This is a genomic window from Kribbella polygonati, from assembly GCF_050320105.1.
Classification (GTDB): domain Bacteria; phylum Actinomycetota; class Actinomycetes; order Propionibacteriales; family Kribbellaceae; genus Kribbella.
On sequence record NZ_CP190129.1, the window covers coordinates 6395515 to 6413391 of the forward strand.

22 protein-coding genes are annotated in these 17877 nt (G+C 70.2%); 12 read left to right on the forward strand and 10 right to left on the reverse strand.

Translation table 11 applies throughout. From position 1 onward, the window contains the following. The first annotated feature begins 39 nt into the window (after positions 1-39). Complete coding sequence (locus ACQHIV_RS30315) at positions 40-786, forward strand: rhomboid family intramembrane serine protease (RefSeq protein ID WP_427887270.1); 747 nt, start codon at positions 40-42, stop codon at positions 784-786. A gap of 106 nt (positions 787-892) precedes the next feature. Next, a complete protein-coding gene (locus ACQHIV_RS30320) occupies positions 893-1057 on the forward strand; it encodes a hypothetical protein (RefSeq protein ID WP_427887271.1) in 165 nt (54 codons plus the stop codon). Between the two features lies 1 nt (position 1058). Here the strand turns inward: ACQHIV_RS30320 and ACQHIV_RS30325 are convergent, their stop codons facing one another. From ACQHIV_RS30325 to ACQHIV_RS30335, 3 genes are read right to left on the reverse strand one after another with little or no spacing between them, the layout of a single operon-like run. Next, positions 1059-2063, reverse strand: a complete 1005-nt coding sequence (locus tag ACQHIV_RS30325) for an S-adenosylmethionine:tRNA ribosyltransferase-isomerase (protein WP_427887272.1) — start codon at positions 2061-2063, stop codon at positions 1059-1061. Then, positions 2060-2770 carry an SDR family NAD(P)-dependent oxidoreductase gene (locus ACQHIV_RS30330; protein ID WP_427887273.1) on the reverse strand — a complete coding sequence of 237 codons (711 nt, stop codon included), beginning with the start codon at positions 2768-2770 and terminating at the stop codon, positions 2060-2062. Before ACQHIV_RS30330 ends, ACQHIV_RS30325 begins: the two co-directional genes overlap by 4 nt. A gap of 33 nt (positions 2771-2803) precedes the next feature. Then, on the reverse strand, positions 2804-4354 hold the full coding sequence (locus ACQHIV_RS30335) for an FAD-binding oxidoreductase (protein ID WP_427887274.1): 1551 nt from the start codon (positions 4352-4354) through the stop codon (positions 2804-2806). A gap of 118 nt (positions 4355-4472) precedes the next feature. Here ACQHIV_RS30335 and ACQHIV_RS30340 point away from each other — a divergent pair, with 118 nt between their 5' ends. The 3 genes from ACQHIV_RS30340 to ACQHIV_RS30350 are packed head-to-tail and all read left to right on the forward strand — an operon-like array spanning position 4473 to position 7541. Continuing rightward, positions 4473-5093, forward strand: coding sequence for a TetR/AcrR family transcriptional regulator (locus ACQHIV_RS30340; RefSeq protein ID WP_427887275.1), 621 nt, complete (start codon positions 4473-4475; stop codon positions 5091-5093). Beyond that, a complete protein-coding gene (locus ACQHIV_RS30345) occupies positions 5090-6613 on the forward strand; it encodes a glycerol-3-phosphate dehydrogenase/oxidase (protein ID WP_427887276.1) in 1524 nt (507 codons plus the stop codon). Before ACQHIV_RS30340 ends, ACQHIV_RS30345 begins: the two co-directional genes overlap by 4 nt. A gap of 37 nt (positions 6614-6650) precedes the next feature. After that, positions 6651-7541 carry a DUF4328 domain-containing protein gene (locus ACQHIV_RS30350; RefSeq protein ID WP_427887277.1) on the forward strand — a complete coding sequence of 297 codons (891 nt, stop codon included), beginning with the start codon at positions 6651-6653 and terminating at the stop codon, positions 7539-7541. On the opposite strand, the gene ACQHIV_RS30355 is transcribed toward ACQHIV_RS30350, so the two are convergent. Beyond that, complete coding sequence (locus ACQHIV_RS30355; RefSeq protein ID WP_427887278.1) at positions 7529-8281, reverse strand: protein phosphatase 2C domain-containing protein; 753 nt, start codon at positions 8279-8281, stop codon at positions 7529-7531. The two genes, ACQHIV_RS30350 and ACQHIV_RS30355, sit on opposite strands and share 13 nt — an antisense overlap. A 14-nt stretch (positions 8282-8295) precedes the next feature. Further along, positions 8296-9192: an NAD-dependent epimerase/dehydratase family protein gene (locus ACQHIV_RS30360; RefSeq protein WP_427887279.1), complete on the reverse strand. Its 897-nt coding sequence runs from the start codon at positions 9190-9192 to the stop codon at positions 8296-8298. A 93-nt stretch (positions 9193-9285) separates the two neighbouring features. Here ACQHIV_RS30360 and ACQHIV_RS30365 point away from each other — a divergent pair, with 93 nt between their 5' ends. Then, a complete protein-coding gene (locus ACQHIV_RS30365; RefSeq protein ID WP_427887280.1) occupies positions 9286-9897 on the forward strand; it encodes a pentapeptide repeat-containing protein in 612 nt (203 codons plus the stop codon). A 62-nt stretch (positions 9898-9959) separates the two neighbouring features. Here ACQHIV_RS30365 and ACQHIV_RS30370 read toward each other — a convergent pair whose 3' ends face one another. Beyond that, a complete protein-coding gene (locus tag ACQHIV_RS30370; protein ID WP_427887281.1) occupies positions 9960-10589 on the reverse strand; it encodes a VanZ family protein in 630 nt (209 codons plus the stop codon). Between the two features lie 359 nt (positions 10590-10948). Here ACQHIV_RS30370 and ACQHIV_RS30375 point away from each other — a divergent pair, with 359 nt between their 5' ends. The 3 genes from ACQHIV_RS30375 to ACQHIV_RS30385 are packed head-to-tail and all read left to right on the forward strand — an operon-like array spanning position 10949 to position 13213. Then, the gene (locus ACQHIV_RS30375) at positions 10949-11362 is read left to right on the forward strand and encodes a hypothetical protein (protein ID WP_427887282.1); all 414 of its coding nucleotides are present in this window, start codon (positions 10949-10951) and stop codon (positions 11360-11362) included. 1 nt (position 11363) lies between these two features. Then, the gene (locus ACQHIV_RS30380) at positions 11364-12584 is read left to right on the forward strand and encodes a sensor histidine kinase (RefSeq protein WP_427887283.1); all 1221 of its coding nucleotides are present in this window, start codon (positions 11364-11366) and stop codon (positions 12582-12584) included. Then, a complete protein-coding gene (locus ACQHIV_RS30385; protein WP_427887284.1) occupies positions 12581-13213 on the forward strand; it encodes a response regulator in 633 nt (210 codons plus the stop codon). Before ACQHIV_RS30380 ends, ACQHIV_RS30385 begins: the two co-directional genes overlap by 4 nt. Here ACQHIV_RS30385 and ACQHIV_RS30390 read toward each other — a convergent pair. The 4 genes from ACQHIV_RS30390 to ACQHIV_RS30405 form a co-directional block, all read right to left on the reverse strand. Further along, on the reverse strand, positions 13200-13988 hold the full coding sequence (locus tag ACQHIV_RS30390) for a putative hydro-lyase (RefSeq protein ID WP_427887285.1): 789 nt from the start codon (positions 13986-13988) through the stop codon (positions 13200-13202). The two genes, ACQHIV_RS30385 and ACQHIV_RS30390, sit on opposite strands and share 14 nt — an antisense overlap. A 66-nt stretch (positions 13989-14054) precedes the next feature. Continuing rightward, on the reverse strand, positions 14055-14672 hold the full coding sequence (locus ACQHIV_RS30395; RefSeq protein WP_427887286.1) for an FMN-binding negative transcriptional regulator: 618 nt from the start codon (positions 14670-14672) through the stop codon (positions 14055-14057). 90 nt (positions 14673-14762) lie between these two features. After that, positions 14763-15527, reverse strand: a complete 765-nt coding sequence (locus ACQHIV_RS30400) for an LLM class flavin-dependent oxidoreductase (protein WP_427887287.1) — start codon at positions 15525-15527, stop codon at positions 14763-14765. 29 nt (positions 15528-15556) lie between these two features. Beyond that, entirely contained in the window at positions 15557-16126 is a 570-nt protein-coding gene (locus ACQHIV_RS30405; protein ID WP_427887288.1) for a TetR family transcriptional regulator, read from the reverse strand. Positions 16127-16211: 85 nt separating this feature from the next. On the opposite strand from ACQHIV_RS30405, the gene ACQHIV_RS30410 reads away from it, so the two are divergent. From ACQHIV_RS30410 to ACQHIV_RS30420, 3 genes are read left to right on the forward strand one after another with little or no spacing between them, the layout of a single operon-like run. Next, entirely contained in the window at positions 16212-16607 is a 396-nt protein-coding gene (locus ACQHIV_RS30410; RefSeq protein ID WP_427887289.1) for a nuclear transport factor 2 family protein, read from the forward strand. An 18-nt stretch (positions 16608-16625) separates the two neighbouring features. After that, on the forward strand, positions 16626-17372 hold the full coding sequence (locus ACQHIV_RS30415) for an SMI1/KNR4 family protein (protein ID WP_427887290.1): 747 nt from the start codon (positions 16626-16628) through the stop codon (positions 17370-17372). A gap of 20 nt (positions 17373-17392) precedes the next feature. Then, a complete protein-coding gene (locus tag ACQHIV_RS30420) occupies positions 17393-17869 on the forward strand; it encodes an NUDIX hydrolase (protein ID WP_427887291.1) in 477 nt (158 codons plus the stop codon). Positions 17870-17877: the final 8 nt, after the last annotated feature.

Sequence of the window (17877 nt, forward strand, 5' to 3'; positions counted from 1 at the left end):
CGGGACGTGCCCGGCCCCGCGCTCCCAGAGAGGGACCCCGTGACCGAGACCGTCTGCTACCGGCACCCGGATCGGCCCGCCGGGGTGCGCTGCCAGCGCTGCGACCGGCCGATCTGCCCGGCGTGCATGAACAGCGCCGCCGTCGGCTTCCAGTGCCCGAGCTGTTTCAACGAGGGCGTCCGCTCGGTGCCCCGCACCCGCACCTCGCTCGGCGGCATCCAGCGCGGCGGCAGCCAGCAGATCGTCACCTACACGATCCTGGCGCTGAACGTGCTGGTCTTCATCGCGGCCCGGTACGGCAGCCCGCAGATCCTGAACGATTTCGTGATGGTGCCGGCGCTGGCGAGCAGCGAGCCGTGGCGGCTACTGACGTCGGCGTTCACGCACGTACAGCTCTTCCACATCTTCTCGAACCTGTTCATGCTCTGGCAGCTCGGTCCACCGCTGGAGCAGATGCTCGGACGGCTCCGGTTCACGATCCTGTACCTGCTGTCCGCGCTCGGCGGCAGCATCGCGGTCTGGCTGCTGTCCGCCCCCGGCGGCGCGACCCTCGGCGCGTCCGGCGCGGTCCTCGGCCTGGTCGGCGCCCTGCTGGTGATCCACCGCGCCCGCGGCTTGGACATCACCTGGATCATCATGTACGTCGCGGTGACGGCGTTCCTGTCCTTCGCCATCCCGAACGTCTCCTGGGAAGGCCACCTCGGCGGCTTCGTCGTCGGCGCCGCCACCGCCTGGGTCTTCCTCCAACTGTCGAAGCCCAGGCGCCGCAACAATCAAGCGGCATAGGCCACAACTTCGGCTCAGTTGCATCAAACCAGGTGACAACCGAGGGGAACTGCTCGTCTAATCAGGTGACGTCCCGACGGGGGACCAGCTTGGTAAGGACATCCACATGAGCCCACGCGCAGTGGACAAACGCGCCCGCCCCGGCAACGAACATCAGATAACCCGCCCCGCGGCACCGGAGACCCCGAGCGCGGTCACCGCGCTCAAGGCCGCCGACCACACCACGAACCGCATCTCGCAGCACAAGCCGCCGACGAAGGCCGCCTCCTGACTCAGCGCAGCAGCAGGCAACTGTCGCCGAATTCGTGCCAGAGGTAGTTGTGCTGGATGGCGGCGTCGTACGCGCGTTGGACCTGGTCGCGGCCGGCGACCGACTCGAGGAGCAGCAGGTGCGAGGCCTCGGGGGCGTGCCAGCCGGTGATCAGGCCGTCGACGACCTGCGGCTGGTTGCCGGGGCCGAGCACGAGGTCGGTCCAGCCGCGGGACGGGACGACCGTTCCGCCGACGGCGGCCGATTCGATCGCGCGTACGGCGGTGGTGCCGACCGCGATCACCCGTCCGCCGTTCGCCTTGACCCAGTTGACGAGGCGGGCCGTGTGCGTGGGTACGTCGTACCGCTCGGGCTGAGGTGGTTCGTGGCTTTCCAGCGAGGAGACACCGCAGTGCAGCAGGATCGGCGCGATCAGTACGCCCTGTGACGCCAGGTGGCTCACCAGCTCGAAGCTGAACGGCCGGGCCGCGCTGGGCATCTCCGCGCTGCCGGGCTCACGCGCGAAGACGGTCTGGTACGACGCCAGCGGCCAGCGCTTCCCCACGTAGTTGTAGGTGATCGGCCGCCCGTGCCGCTGCAGGTACCCGAGTACGTCGGGCCTCGGCGGCTTCGCGATCCACAGACGGCCGGGCGAGGCCTGGTACGGCGCCAGCAGGGTCAGTTCGCCTTCGGGCAGTTCTACCCGCTGTCCCGGCGTACCGCCGAACATCGGGGCGCCGCCGTCGCGCAGCTCGACCACCCAGGTGCCGTCGTCGAGCGGTGTGGAGAAGTGCACGGTGTACCTCGTACCGTCGACGGCCGCGGCCAGCGTCCCGGAGGTGTTGACCAGCAGCAGGTCGCCCGGCCAGAGGTGGTCGCCGATCCGGTCGAAGCGCGTGTGCGTGACGGTCGACCCCTCCGCGACCAGCAGCTTCACGTGGTCGCGGGAGAGGCCGCGCGCCTCGGGTGGTTCGCCGGCGTTCAACGCGTCCGGCAGCTCGAACCGGGTGTGCGGGTGCACCCTCACGATGTCACCGCCGGCGCGAACTCGGACGCGCGGTACCTGCCGCTGGCCGGTCGCTTGTCGAGCAACTGCAGGAACGACGGTACGACGGTCGCGGGCTCCGGCCGGTCCGAGATGTCCTCACCGGGGAACGCGGCCTGGTGCATCGCCGTACGCAGATCACCCGGGTCGACGGCGTACACCGCCAGCGCTGGATTCTCCGCGGCCAGGACCTTCGTGGCGTGGTCAAGCGCCGCCTTGGCGGAGCCGTAGCCGCCCCAGGTCTCGTAGGCCTCCACGGCAGCGTCGGAGCTGATGTTGATCAGCACACCGGACGCCGTTGTGAGTGCCGGGAGCAGGAGCTGCGTGAGCGCGAGTGGCGCGAGTACGTCGACCTCGTAGACGCGACGGAGCTCGTCGAGGTCGGCCTCGGCCAGCGCCTGCAGCGGGCTCGGGCCTAGGTAGCTGGCGTTGTTCACGAGCAGGTCGAGCCGGCCCAGCTCGGTGACCGCGTCGAGCAGGTCGGCGCGGTGCTCCGGGTCGGCGACGTCACCCGCCAGCGGTACGACGTCGGTCCGGGCCGCGAGCGCGTCCGCCGCGTCCTTGAGCGCTTCCGCGCCCCGCGCGTCGATCACCAACGTCCACCCGCGCTCGGCCAGCCCATGCGCCAACGCGAGCCCGAGCCCCGCGGAGGCACCGGTGATCAGAGCAACAGGACTTTCAAGAGTCATACGGACACGGTCATACCTCAAGAAAGCTTGAAGTCAAGGGAGCAAGATGCCGGGGTTCATGACGTGGTCCGGGTCGAGAGTTTGTTTGACAGCCTGTAAGGCTTCGGTGGCGAGACCGCCGATCTCCGCTACGTAGGCGTCTTGGTGGTCGGTGCCGACGCCGTGGTGGTGCGAGATAGTGCCACCGGCTGCCGCGATGGCCTGATTGGCGGCGGCCTTGGCGGTTCGCCACTGGCTGATCGGGTCGTCGGCCTGGGCGCAGACGACGGTGAAGTAGAGCGAAGCGCCCGTCTCGTACACGTGTGAGATGTGGCAGAGCACCAGCGGCGGCGTCGTCGGCAGCGCGCCGACCAGTGCCTCGGTGACCGCGGCCTTCAGGGCCGGGATGCGGGACCAGAAGGCGGCGGTCTCCAGGGTCTCGACCAGCGCCCCCTCGTCGAGCAGCGGATCGCGCAGGTACGGCGCGCGGTACCGGCCGACCCGCCAGGTCTCACCGGGTCCCTCGCCGAGGTTCGTCCCGCCGGCCGCCGCGAGTACGTCGGCGGTCGCCTGGTGGTACGGGCCGTCGAAGCCGATGATCGCGAGTACGCCGCCCGCGCTGCCGCCGAGCACGTCCGGATCGGCGAGGTTCACCGCGGTCTCGACCTCGTCCGACAACCGCAGCACGGTCGGCAGCGGCCCGTCCTGCGCGAGCCGCCGTACCGCGGTCAGGCCGGCGTCGAAGGTGTCGAACTTCCAGCCTTCGAAGTGCCGCTCGGACGGGCGCGGGCGGATCCGGACCACGACCGAGGTGATGACGCCGAACGCGCCTTCGGAGCCGAGGAACAGCTGGCGGAGGTCCGGACCGGCAGCGGACATCGGGGCGCGGCCCAGCTCGATCGTGCCGCGCGGGGTGGCGACCGTGAGGCCGACGACCATCTGGTCGAAACGGCCGTAGCCGGCGGACGACTGACCGCTGGAGCGGGCGGCCGCGTAGCCGCCGATCGAAGCGCCCTCGTAGGACTGCGGGAAGTGGCCGAGCGTGTAACCGCGCTCGGCGAGCAGGGCCTCGGCCGCCGGGCCGCGGACGCCGGCTTGCAGGGTCGCCGTCCGTGAGACCTCATCCAGGTCGGTGAGTTGGTCGAGCCGGCGGAGGTCGAGGGTGACGAAGCTTCTGGTCGGGGCCAGGCCGCCGACCACCGAGGTGCCCCCCGAGTACGGGACGACGGCCAGGTCGTGCTCGGCGGCGCGTTCGAGGATCGCTTGCACTTCGTCGTGGCTCGCCGGGAAGACGACGGCGTCCGGTACGTCGGTGGTGTCGGCGGCGCGGAAGCGCAGGAGGTCTGTCGTCGAGTAGCCGCGGGTGTGGGCCCAGCGAATCTGCCACTCGGTCGTCACGTACTGAGGGCCTACGACTGAGGTGAGGAACTTCAGTTGCCGGTCTGTGGCTCCTGGCCGTGGCTGCGGTTCGGTGGGTGAGGGTGGGCGGTGGATGCCTAGGTGTTTGACGGCGTCCAGGGCGGCGGCGGGGAGTTCCGCGGGGTGCGCCGGGTCGCCCCAGCGGCCGGGGGTGAGTTGCGCCACCGGGAGGTCGGATTCGGTCATCGGTGACTCCCTTTCGGCCAGTGCGCGAGGTAGCGTCCAGGGGAGGTGGAGCCCCCTGGCTCCCACCTCCCCTGGACAGTTCCGGGATGCCGAAGGCGCTGATACACTTTGGCATGTGATGTCTCAGCGTAGCAGCGAATCAGAGCAAGAGACCAGTGCCCGTCCGACCCCGGCGAACGCGATCGGCGAGGAGCGGATCCTGGACGCGGCGTACGAACTGCTGCTCGCGATCGGGATGCGCCGGATGACGATGGCCGACATCGCCCGGCATGCCGAGGTCTCCCGCGCGACGCTGTACCGGCGCTGGCCGAACGTGCAGGCCGTGGTCGCCGCGCTGATGACCCGGGAGTGGACGATCGCGCTGGTGTCGGCGTTCCAGCCGGACGCCGCCGACGGCCGCGCGCGCCTGGTCGAGGGCGTCGTCGAGGTGGTCGCGAAGACCCGCGTGCACCCGCTGATGCGGAAGATCATCGAGCTCGACCCGGAGTTCCTCACGCCGTACCTGCTCGAGCGCCGCGGCAGCAGCACGGTCGCGCACCTCGCGCTGGTCGAGGAGGGCCTCCGCCAAGGTCAGGCGGACGGCTCGATCCGCGCCGGCGACCCGGTCTGGCTGGCCCGGCAGATCATCCTGGTCTCGCTGGCGTCCGCGGTGTCCGGCCCGGTAATGGCCGCGAAGGACGAGTACCCGAAGCTCGACGAGGAGCTCCGCGTGATGCTGACGAGGTACCTGATGCCATGAGCACCATCGGCAACGCGAGTCTGAACGCGGCACGGCGTACCCAGGAGCTCAACGAGCTGAAAGCCGTCGACGTGCTTGTGATCGGTGGTGGTGTGACCGGGGCCGGTGTGGCGCTGGACGCGGCCGCGCGTGGGTTGAGCGTTGCGCTGGTGGAGAAGCACGATCTGGCGTTCGGGACCAGCCGGTGGAGTTCGAAGCTCGTGCACGGCGGGCTTCGGTACCTGGCGTCCGGGCATGTCGGGATCGCGTACGAGAGCGCCGTCGAGCGCGGCATCCTGATGAAGACGACCGCGCCGCACCTGGTGCATCCGGTCCCGCAGATCGCGCCGTGGTTGCCGCAGGCAAAGTTCGTGCAGGCCGCGCTGCTGCGGTCGGCGTTCCTCGGCGGCGACGTACTGCGGACCTTCGCGCGGACCAGCGACGACTACCTCCCGCACTCCCGCCGGGTGTCGTCGGCGGAGATCCTCCGCTACGCGCCGACGCTGCGCCCGGAGGGGATGCGCGGCGGCTTCCTCACCTGGGACGGGCAGCTGTACGACGACGCCCGCCTGGTGGTCGCGATCGCCCGGACCGCGGCGCAGTACGGCGCCCGGATCCTGACCCACGTGGCCGCGACCGAGGTTACCGGGCAGGGCGCAGTCCTGGTCGACCAGCTGACCGGCGACCAGCGGTCGGTGGACGCGCGGATCGTGATCAACGCGACCGGGATCTGGGCGGATCAGGTTGCCTCCGGCATCAAGCTCCGGCCGAGCCGCGGCACCCATCTGGTGCTGCCGCAGTCCGTGTTCGGCGGCCTGTCCGCGGTCCTCACAGTGCCGGTGCCGGGCGAGCTGCGCCGGGTGGTGATGGCGATCCCGGCGCCGGACGACCGGGTGTACGTCGGCCTCACGGACGTCGACGCACCGGGCCCGGTCGACGACGTACCGCGGGCGACCGAGGCCGAGATCGACTTCCTGCTGAACACGATCAGCGCCGCCGTCCAGCAGCCGGTGACCCGCGCGGACCTGCTCGGTACGTACGCCGGCCTGCGGCCGCTGCTCGACACCGGCCACCACAGCGGCACCGCCGACATCTCCCGGCGGCACGCGGTGATCACCAGCGACGACGGCGTGGTCACGATCGTCGGCGGCAAGCTCACGACGTACCGGCGGATGGCGCAGGACGCGCTCGACACCGCGCTCGACCGGTCGGACGTCGAGGTACGGCGGCAGTGTGAGACGCACCGGATCCCGCTCGTCGGCGCGGCCGACCGCGTCCACCTCGCCGCGGTCCGGGCGCCGGCCCGGTTCGTCCAGCGGTACGGCGTGGAGGCGCCGCGGGTGATCGACGGTCCGCCCGAGCTACGGGAGCCGATCGCGCCCGGGTTGCGGACGACGTACGCCGAGCTGAGGTTCGCCGTACGGCACGAAGGCGCGCTGACCGAGGACGACGTACTCGATCGTCGGACGCGGATCGGGCTGTCGGCGGCGGACCGGGAACTGGCGCTGCCCGCGGTGCGGGAGGCGTTCGCAGCGGTCTAGACGGGCTTGGGTTACCTTGGCCGCGGGGAGGTGGAAGGTGACGCAGCCGTATCCGGGGCAGTTTCAGCCTGGGCCGTATCAGCCGGTGCCGTACCAGCCGGTGCTGCCGCGGTTCCGGTCGTTGCGGACGGTCGCGATCGTCAGCATGGTGCTGATGGGGCTGAGCGTGGTCGCCGCGATCATCCAGTGCGTGCTGCTCTGGCGGTCGTACGACCAGGTCAAACGGCTCGTTTACGGGCTGCTCTCCGACGCCGAGCTCGAACGCGGCGCCCGCTCGGTCGCGGGAACCGGACCGCTGCTGGACCTGCTCGGCTATCTGTTGATCGGGACCGCGGTCGCCTTCCTGCTCTGGCTGTGGCGCGCCCGCGACAACGTCGACTTCCTGCACTCGCCGTTCGCACCGCGGCCGGTCATGCCGCAGTACCCGCCGCACCGGCACGCGCCGGGCTGGGTGATCGGCTCGTGGTTCTGCCCGGTCGTGCAGTTCTGGTACCCGTTCCAGATCGTCGAGGACGTCGTCCGCGCCAGCAGGCCGCCCGCGCGGCCGCTCGGTCGGGTCCGCGAGTTGCTGTACGGCTGGTGGGCGACCTGGACCGGCTTCTGGGTGATCATGGTCGGCGGCGGAACGGTCGCCGTGGTCGGCTTCATCGTCTGGGTCGTACGGCTCGTCCAGGCGACCGACAACGGTGCCGGCGGGTACGTCGACGTCTACGACCTGCAGGACTTCATGGTGCACGTGGCGCTCGGCGTCGACATCGGCTTCACGGTCGCGACCGTACTGCTGATCGTGTCGGGTGTCGCGATGGTGCTGCTGATGCGCCAGATCGGCGACTGGCAGGACGAGCGGATGGCGCCACCGCCCGCCGTGCAGGACCACCTACCACCGCAGTACGCCCCGCGCCCGGGCTTCCCGACCTACGGCCGCTGAAGCAGTACGACGCTCGCGTCGTCGTACTGCTTCCACCGCCCGCCTCCTGCCGCGTCGTACTGACGGACCCGATCGATCAGCTGTCGTGGACCCGCGGTCGTCAGTACGTCGATCAGCTCGTCCCAGGAGTGCCCGTACAGCTCGGTGAAGCGGGAGGCGCCGTCGGAGAGGATGGCGACCACGTCCACGGCGGCCAGATCGGTGCTGCCGGTGATCGCCTCGTACGCCGCCTTCGGCTCGGTACTCGCGGCCCAGAAACCGCCCGGCTGGTTGCGCAAGCGGCGGACCGCCTCGAGGGTCCGCTCCGGGAGGCGCTCGACCCGGTCGTCGTGGTGGACGGTGATCCGGCCGGCGGGAGAACGCATGACGACGGGTGAGTCGGCGAGGACGAGGTGCTCGACGTGGTCCGGGTGCAGCCGCACGATCGAGACGGTGGACGACGGACTGTCCGGGTTGCTGACGTCGCAGGTGTCCGCGTGGGTCGCCCGCACCGCGGCGATCGCCTCCGCGAGCAGGTCGGGCAGCGGTACGGACGCCTGCGCGAGGAGCGCCGGCGCCAGTTGGATCGCGAACTGCCTCACCAGCCACGGGACGTCGTGGAGGCAGCCCGAGTCGACGCCCTTCGGCGCGGTGGCGCCGTCGAGGACGAGCGCGAAGTCGGGTCCGGTCAGGACGAGGTCCTCGTTGACGGCAGGTGGTCGCCGATCCGGCGCGGCCTCACTCAGCGAACGAATCTGCACGGACCCAGTCTGGCTCAGCCCTGGTCCGGTTCGGCCCAGCTGTCGGCGAGGGACTGCTCGAGGGCGACCTTGGGGGACCAGCCGAGCTGCTGGCCGATCAGCGTGCTGTCCGCCTGCTGCCACGGCGCCCCGAGAAGCGTCTCCTGGCCGGCCTCGTCGACGATCCTCGCCGCCAGCCCGCTGAGCTCGAAGAGCTGCCCGGCGACGTCGCGAGCGAGAGTCGCCCGGCCGGTGCCGACGTTCAGCAGCGGCGGCAGCTTCCCGTCCGCGAGCGCGACCGCGAGCACGGCCTCGGCCACGTCCCGGACGTCGACGAAGTCGCGCCAGACGTCCAGCGCCCCGACCTCGATCAGCTGCCGCGTCCGCAGGTCCCGGATCACCCGGCCGGTGAGCGTACTGTCCGGCGCCCCCGGCCCGATCACGTCGAAGATCCGCAGTACGACGGCGTCCGCGCCGGCCCGCTGCGCCCGCAGGACGAGCTCGGATCCGGCCAGCTTGGTGATCCCGTACGGCCCGAGCGGGTGCGGCGCGCTGTCCTCGGGCATGCTCGTCCCGTGCGCGGCACCGCCGTACTCGGCCGCGGACCCCAGCTGGACGAACCGCGCGTGACCGGCGTGGTCGCGGACCGACGCGAGCAGCGCCTCGACCGCGATCACGTTCGCCCGGACCAGTTCGGCCGGCGCACCGAACGTGGCGCCGACGGCGTTGACGACCACGGTCGGCTTGTACATCCCGATCTGGGTGTCCAGCGCGTACGGGTGCATCGCGGTCAGGTCGCACCGCCGGTACGGCTCGCTCCGGGTCCGGCTCAGCCCGCGGTACTCGATCCCGCGGTCGGCGAGCAGCGCGCAGATCCTGGCGCCGAGAAAGCCTCCCGCGCCGAACACCATCACCCGCTCAGTTCCGGTCACCTCTCCATCGTGCGGCCCGTATTTGTCGGTCGGCCTACCGTTCTCCTGCCTTACCATCACAACTCTGTCCGTACGACGTGGCAGTGTGACGGCATGGCTGATCGTGTGGACGGGCGTCCGGCAGCACCTACCGAGTCGACGGTCCGGGACTGGGACGACGCGGATCCGTCCGGGCAGACGTACCGGCGGGTGCTGTTCGTCGACTCGGATCTGACCGAGGTGGACAACCGCGGGGCGGTCTTCGAGGAGTGCACGTTCCGCGGGGTGCGGTTCAACGCGTCGACGCACACCGATGCCGCGTTCGTGAACTGCACGTTCGTCCGCTGCTCGCTGTTCGACACGACGTTCACCCGGTGCAAGTTCGTCGGCAGCTTCTTCGACCAGTGCGCGCACAGCCTGATGAAGGTGTCCGGGGGCGACTGGTCGTTCACCGGGCTGCCGGGCGCGGACCTGAAGGGCGCGGAGTTCACCGGGGTGAAGCTGCGCGAGGCCGACCTGACCGGCGTCCGGGCGCCGAAGGCGGTGCTCCGGGACCTCGACCTGTCCGGCGCGATGCTGCAGAAGGCCGACTTCTCCGGCGCCGACCTGCGCGGATCGGACCTCTCGACGCTCGATCCGCTGACCGTCACGCTCAAGGACGCCCGGATCGACGTTACCCAAGCGATGGTGATCGCCGCCGCCCTGGGACTCGACGTACGACCGTGACCTGTGGATATCCCCAGGCGGCCACACGGCAATCCACGGCCCCATCCACAGCCTGTGGATAACTATCCGGATAACTGTGTATTCGTTCTGTGATATCTCCCAGCAGCGTTACGGCGCCGCGGTGCCACCAGCGTCGCGCGCCGATGCCGGGCCGGCGGTCTGGACCGTACGACGAGCAGCCCGGCGTGCTCGACGACGTACGGCGGGGTGACGAGCCGCCCGCGGGTCGTGGTCAGGACCCCGTGGGCGATCGTCTGTACGGCGGCCGCGAGGCCGACGCCGCAGACCGAGCCGAGCGAGTTCGTCAGCACGTCGTGCAGCTGGCAGGTCCGCCCCAGCGACGGGACCAGCGACTGGATCGCCTCGATCGCCGCCGACAGCCCGATCCCGGCCGCGATCGCGTCCGCGCGGCGACTGCCGGCCAGCGTCAGCATCCCCGTGAACGGGACGAACAGCAGGACGTTCAGCGGCGCCTGGATCGAGGTCAGGCCGCCGATGCCTTCCAACCGGGAGCCGCACATCCCGACCGGTCCGTACCGGAGCGGAGTCGGGGTGAGCGTCGCGGCGACCACCAGCGCGAACGCCGCCGGCAGGCAGAACGCCGCCAGCCGCGGGAGCAGGTCGCCACGCCGGCGCACCGCGGAGAAGGCGATCGGCAGGGTCATGCCGGTGAGCACGAGCCAGGTGTCCAACAGATGTGGGATACCGCGATAAGTCTCGAGCACGCGTCTGGTCCTCCGTGGTCGACCGGCTGACTCGAACCCTTCTCGACTTCCAGGACGACCATCTGCCGCCGCCTCCCGCCGCCGGAAGTGCCATCCGGACATCTGCACGCAGCCGTAAGCCGTCCGTGACAGTTCGTGACCATCCGTGCACAAACTGACACGGAAGGAAGGTGCTCAAGGCAACGATCATGTGCCACCGGCGGACCGGTGGAGGGCCGCGATCAACCGATCGGTGGAGGCGGATGGGACCGCCCGGGCGATGTGCCGGAAGGGGCCCGAACGGGACATTCGTAGTACCGAAACAGCGCCCCGAAAGGACCACCGAGATGACCACTCCCGCGAACGTCGAACACCCGCGCAGCGCCTCCGCGTTGCGGAGCGTGCAACTGCTGGTGACCGGCTACGTCGCGATCAGCGTGCTCACCCTGATCGCCATCATCGTCCTCCGGAACCACAGCACGGTCGTCAACGCCGCCGTCTGGATCCGCGGAACGATCGTCGTCGGCAGCTCGCTGCTGACCTTCCTCTTCGCCCGCAGCGCGGCCAAGGGCTCCCATCGGGGGTACCTGCGGCTCCGGATCGTGTCGGCCGTGATGCTGGTCGCCATCGTCGTGATCATCGCCCTGCCCGGCACCTTCCCCCTGTGGATGAAGGGCGAGCAGGCGGTCTGCGGACTCCTCCTGCTCGGCGTGACACTCGTGGTGAACAGCAAGCACCTCCGCTCGGTGTTCACTAAGTGACATGAGCGAGCGCGTCTGGCCGGTGCGTTTGACGGTGGTGCCGTATGTGTTCCTTGCCTGCCTCACCGCCGTCACCATCCTGATCAAGCGCGACCGGCCCGGGTCGCTCACCATCGACCTGGTGCTGTGCGCGCTGATCGCGGTGTGGACGCTCGGCATGTTCACCCTCCGCCCGGCGAGGCGGACCGACCACCGCTGGATCGGCGTCTTCATCGCCGGGTACGTACTGCTGCTGGCCGTGCTGGTGGTGCGGGATCCGTGGTTCGGGTTCCTCACCCCGGCCGGCTACTTCTACACGTTCATCCTGTTGCCCTGGCCGATCGAACTGCTCGGCGTCGGCAGCGTCGCGGTCGTCGCCGGCTACGCCCAGGCGTACGCGATCCCGAAGTCGGACGTCTTCGGACTGCTCGGGACCGCGGCCGTGATCGGCGTGAACGTGGTCGGGATGTGCCTCGCGTCCTGGCTCGGCCGCCGCGGCGAGGTACTGAGCCAGCAGCGCAAGGACGCGGTCGACGCCCTGACCGAGACCAACCTCCGGCTCGAGGCAACGCTCGCGGAGAACGCCGTACTGCACGAGCAGCTGGTGACCCAGGCCCGGGAGGCCGGGGTGACCGACGAGCGGCAGCGGATGGCCCGCGAGATCCACGACACGCTCGCGCAGGGGCTGACCGGGATCGTCGCCCAACTGCAGGCCGCCGAGACCGCGGACGACTGGCGGCGGTACGTGACCACCGCGATCGGGCTCGCCCGCGAGAGCCTGACCGAGGCGCGGCGTTCGGTGCACGCGCTGCGTCCGCAGCCGCTGCAGTCGGCGACGCTGGACGAGGCGATCGCGGACGTCGTACGGCGATGGTCGGCGTTGCACGGGATCGACGTACGACTGACCACGACCGGCACGCGGCGGGTGATGACGCCCGAGGCGGAGTCGACCCTGCTCCGCGCGACTCAGGAGGCACTGGCGAACGTGGCGAAGTATGCCGAGGCGACCCGAGTGGGTGTGACCCTGTCGTACATGGAGAAGAAGGTCGCGCTGGACGTGCGGGACGACGGCGCCGGGTTCGATCCGGCGCTGCCCCGGCCGGCGTCGGAGTCCGGCGGATTCGGCCTGGTCGCGATGCGGCAGCGGGTCGAGGCGCTGAACGGGACGCTCGAGATCGAGTCCGAGCCGGGCTTCGGTACGGCGATCTCGGCGACCGTGCCGTTGACCGGAGCGGGCGCATGATCCGGCTGCTGATCGCCGACGACCACCCGATCGTCCGCGACGGACTCAGCGGGATGTTCGCGGCCGAGCCGGGTTTCGAGGTGGTCGGCCAGGCGGGCGACGGCGCGGAGGCGGTCCGGCTGGCGGTGGCGCTGCGGCCGGACGTGATCCTGATGGACCTGCAGATGCCCGGCATGAACGGCCTGGACGCGATCAGCGAACTCGCCGAGCGCGGCGTCGGGTCGCGCGTGCTGGTGCTGACGACGTACGACACCGACGGGTATGTCGTCCCCGCGATCGAGGCCGGCGCCACCGGGTACCTGTTGAAGGACGCGCCGCGGGACGAACTGCTCCGCGCGGTCCGGTCCGCCGCCGAGGGCCGTTCGGTGCTCGCGCCGTCGGTCGCCGACACGCTGATGAACCACGTCCGCGCGCCGCGCGCCCCGGAACAGCTGCTGAGCCCGCGGGAGCTCGAAGTACTGCAACTGGTTGCCGGCGGCAACACCAACCGCGAGGCCGCGCGGCACCTGTTCATCAGCGAGGCCACGGTGAAGACGCATCTGCTGAACATCTACGCCAAGCTCGACGTCTCCGACCGCGCGGCCGCCGTCGCGGAGGCGTACAACCGCGGCCTGCTCAAGCCGGGCTGAGCCGGTACTCGCTGTCGCGCCGGTCGGTGACGAACATGTACCCGGGCGCGTGCGTGATCGCGTACGGCGGGCGGGACGCCATCAACGCCGCCTGCGGAGTCACGCCACACGCCCAGAACACCGGTACGTCGCCGTCCGCCGCGTCGACGGGATCGCCGAAGTCCGGGGCGCCGAGGTCCGCGATCCCGAGCCCGGCCGGATCGCCGACGTGCACCGGACCACCGTGCACGGCCGGCATCGCCCGGGTGATCCGGACCGCGTCGTCGACCCGGTCCGCGGGGAGCTGCCGCATCGAGACCACCAGCGGACCGTGCAGCCGACCGGCCGGTACGCACTCGCGATCGGTCAGGTACATCGCGACGTTCCGGCCCTGCTCGACGTGCCGCAGCGGGATCCCCTCGGCCGCCAGCGCGGACTCGAACGTGAAGCTGCAGCCGAGCGAGAACGCGACCAGATCGTCCCGCCAGAACTCGGTCGCGTCCGGCACCTCGGCGGCCAGCTCGCCGTCGCGCCAGATCCGGTACCGCGGGAGGTCGGTCCGGAGATCGGCGCCGGACGCCAGCCGGGTCGTCGGGTCACCCGGATCGCCGACGTCGAGGACCGGGCAGGCCTGCGGGTTGCGCGTGCAGAACAGCAGCACGTCGTACGCCCAGTCGGCGGGGACGGCGATCAGGTTGGTCTGCGTGTAGCCGCCGGCCCAGCCGGTGGTCGGCACGCTGCAGTCGTCCCGGAACAGGGAGCGCGCCTGCGCCGCGGTGAGCGTTGCGATCGTCATGAGACCCCCTTCTCAGGTGACCCCACTCACGATAGAGATTGTTGAACAATACGACAAGAGATCGCGTCAGTTCGGGCGGTGCTTCCCGACGGCTTCCGCCAGGTCGTCGGCGTGGGTCTCGTGCAGACCGTCGATCACACCGTCGATATCCGCCGCCGGTCGGTTCTGGCTGAGCTTGAACTTGGCCTCGATCCGCGAGATCGCGACCTCCACACCGACGATCGCGCGGAGCTGGCCGCCGATGTACTTCGCCGGCGCGTCGTCCACCGACCACGGCTCGGGCCGCCCCGCTTCGTGCAGCTGCGACAGCCGCCGTACGACGTCCTCGACCCAGGCGGGGTCGTCGTGGACGGTCAGCGTGCCGTAGACGTGAGCGGTGATGTAGTTCCAGGTCGGGACGACGCGACCGTGCTCCTGCTTGGAGGCGTACCAGGCGGGGGAGACGTACGCGTCCGGGCCGCGCATGATCACCAGCGCGTCCCCGATCGCCGGCTGCTGCCAGTGCGGGTTGTTCCGCGCGAGGTGCCCGAGCAGGACGTTCCGGTCGTCGTCGTACACGAACGGCAGCATGGTCGCCAGCAGTCCGTCCGCCGTCGTCGTGACCAGATCCGCCGCACCGTGCCGCGCCAGCAGCTCCTGCACGGCGCCCTCGTCAGGCGCGAAGTGCGCGGGAACGTACATCATCCACATCCTCAACTCGCCGGGTACGTCCCCAGTATTCGGCTCGGCCGCCGGTCTCGGCAGGTCCAATCGGCAGGCGTTTCAGCAGCCCATTCAGGCCTCGCGGTAGCGGGTGCGAAGATCGGCGGCCTGGTCGTAGTCGCGACGCCAGTCGCCGGTCGGGGGCAGGATCACGCGTTCGGTACCGGCGGCCTCGTACGCGGCGAGTTGTTCGAGCGGGTCGCCGGTGAGCTGCGGGGCGACCACCGTGGCCTTCAGTTGTTTGCCGTCGGCAAGTTCGTTGATCCGGTCCAGGTTCGCGCGGACCTCGTCCGGCGGCAGCGCGATCGTCGCCCAGCCGCCGGCGTACTTCGCCGCCCGGCGCTGCGCCCGTACGCCGCTCCCGGCCACGAAGATCGGCGGCACCTGCACGCTCGGCGAGATCTCCGCACCGGCGATCAGGTCCGGCAGCACGGCGAGCGCCTCGTCCGTGAGCCGGCCGCGGTCCGCGTACGCGACGCCGGCCGCCTCCCATCCCGCGGCACCATGCGCCGGGTTGCCCGTGCCGACCCCGACCACGACCCGGTCGTTCGACACGTACTGCAGCGCGCTGATCTGCTTCGCCGCCCACGCCACCGGCCGCAGCGCCAGCAGCATCACGTTGTACCCGATCGTGATCCGCTCGGTCACCGCTGCCGCCGTCGCCAGTACGACGGAACTCTCCAGCAGCGGGGCGCTCGCGATCAGGTGATCCGTCGACCAGACCGAGTCCAGCCCCGCCTCCTCGGCGTACCGCGCGCTCTCCCGGACGTCACCGAGAATGGGCCGCTCCGGATCAGGCGTCGACGTCGGCAGGATCACCCCGAACTCAAGACTCATACTCGGCGGCAACCCCGCCGTCTTCGGGCCTATTCCTGGTCGGCCTTGGTGAGCGAGAGGACCGCCGGGCGGAGCAACTCGACGATCTCGTCGGGGTCGGCGTCGGCGAGCTCGTCGAGTTTGACCAGGTGCCGGCCGAGGACCACGCCGATCAGGATCGCGCTCACCACGGCGGCGCGGAGGTTGCCGTCCACACCGGGGATGGCCTTGCTGACCTTGACGCGTTCGGCGTGCGCGTTGCCGACCTCGGCGGCGGCGTCGGGATGCGTGAGCATCGAGCGCAGCGCGGCCAGGGAGGCGATCGGCTCCTCGATCAGCGACTGGCGGAGAATCCCGAGCAGCTGCTCGGCGACCTCCTCCGGGGTCTCACCGGTGACCAGCGGCGTCTCGGTCTTCGCCGCCTGCGCGAACAGTTGTTCCTTGCTGCCGAAGTAGTGCATCACCAGGCCGGCGTCCACCTCGGCCGCGGCGGCGACCGCGCGGATCGTGGTCCGGTCGTACCCGAGCGCGGCGAACAGCCGGCCCGCGGCGGACAGGATCCGCTCCTGGGTGTCGATCCGCTGCTGGGCCCGCGACGGCCGGGGCGTGGGCTCACTCATCGGTTCATTCTACGGCCGTTGACCCGTCCGGAGTTTCGTTCTACGCTCGTTGAACCGTTCTACATCCGTTGAATGAAGGAGCCTGATGACCCCGCTCGACGTACTCGAACTCCGCCGCAAGCACCTGATCGCCCGCGACTTCGACGCGTTCGCCGACCTCTTCGCCGAGGACGGCGTGATCGAACTCCCGTTCGCCGTCGGCAGCCTCCCCACCCGCCTCGAAGGCCGCGAAGCGATCCGCGAGTTCTCGCTGCGCACCAGCGACCGCCCGATCGACATCATCGACCTGCACACCGTCCAGCTCCACCAGACCACCGACCCCGAGGTCGTCATCCTCGAACTCACCACGGAGGCGCGGCACACCACCACAGGCGTCCCTTTCGAAGCCCGTTGCATCCAGGTCTTCCGCATCCAGAACGGCAAGATCAAACTCTTCCGCGACTACGTCAGCGCCCACACCATCCCGGACCTGACCAACTGATGGTCTAAGGTCCGGCCCATGGCAGAGGGCACCTGGCGCACGTTCTACCTCGTCCGCGACGACCTGGATCGCCGCACCGACGCCGAGGTGGACGCGGCCGAAGCCGCCCTCGGCCTGACGTTGCCGCGGGGCTACCGCGAACTGATGACCGAGCTCGGCCTCGGCGAAGTCAGCCGGGTACTGCGCGCATATGCGCCGGACCGGATCGTGTCGGAGCAGGCGTTCTACCAAGAGCTGATCGACACCGCCTGGTTCTTCGAGAACCTGACGCCCGAGTACGCCCGCGAGTGCGTCGTACTGGGGGACAACGGCGACGGGGACCAGATCGTCTTCCATCCGGCAAACGCTCAACTGCACGTTCTGCCTCGACACGACGAGCGAACGTACGCCGTGGGAGACGATCTCTGGCAGGTCGTCGACTGGTTCCAGGGGGCCGGCGTTCTGGTGCGGCCGCATCCGTTCCGGTACTTCGAATCGTTCGTCGGCCCGGTTGAGGCCGCCAACGGCGCCGGTGAAGATCCCGACCGGATCCGGGCCGCGATCGAGGCGTTGAACCTGCACAACGAACTCGAAGCGACGGAGCACGACCGCACGTATTTCGTGAAGGCGATCGGCGGGTACATCTCAGTCTTCCGCAGCGGTGAACAGGCGAATGTCCACCTGAGCTACTGCCCCGGCAAATCCCCTGCTGTGCGTACTCAACTCTGGGAGGCGGTTGCGGCCGCTGGTGTTGAGTGGGGGCCGACCTGGGAGACCGTGAAGTAGTGGCGGGTTAGGGTCCGGGGATGAGTCAGCGGGTGGGTGCGTATGCCGTGTGCGTCGACGACGGGCGGGTGTTGCTGGCGCGGTACGTGTCGCCGTACGGGGACGGCAGTTGGTGGACCCTGCCGGGCGGCGGTGTCGAGCAGAACGAGGATCCGTTCGACGCGGTGACGCGGGAGGTTGCCGAGGAGACCGGGTACGAGTCGGTGGTCGAGGAGCTGCTCGGCGTCGACTCCCGCGTGGTACCGGCCGCGATACGCCGGCGGCGGGGGCGCGGGGATCACCAGAACCTCGGGATCTTCTACGCGGTCCGCGTCATCGGCGGCACCACCCGTCCGGAGCCGAACGGCGAGACGGCGGAGTCGGCGTGGACACCGATCGCCGACGTACCGGGGCTGCATCGAGCGGCGCTCGTCGACGTCGGGATCGCGCTGTGGGAATCCCGGCCACGAACGGGTCGCGTGGCACCGATCGCAGTCGGCGGCTTGGTCGAACACTGACAGCCTGT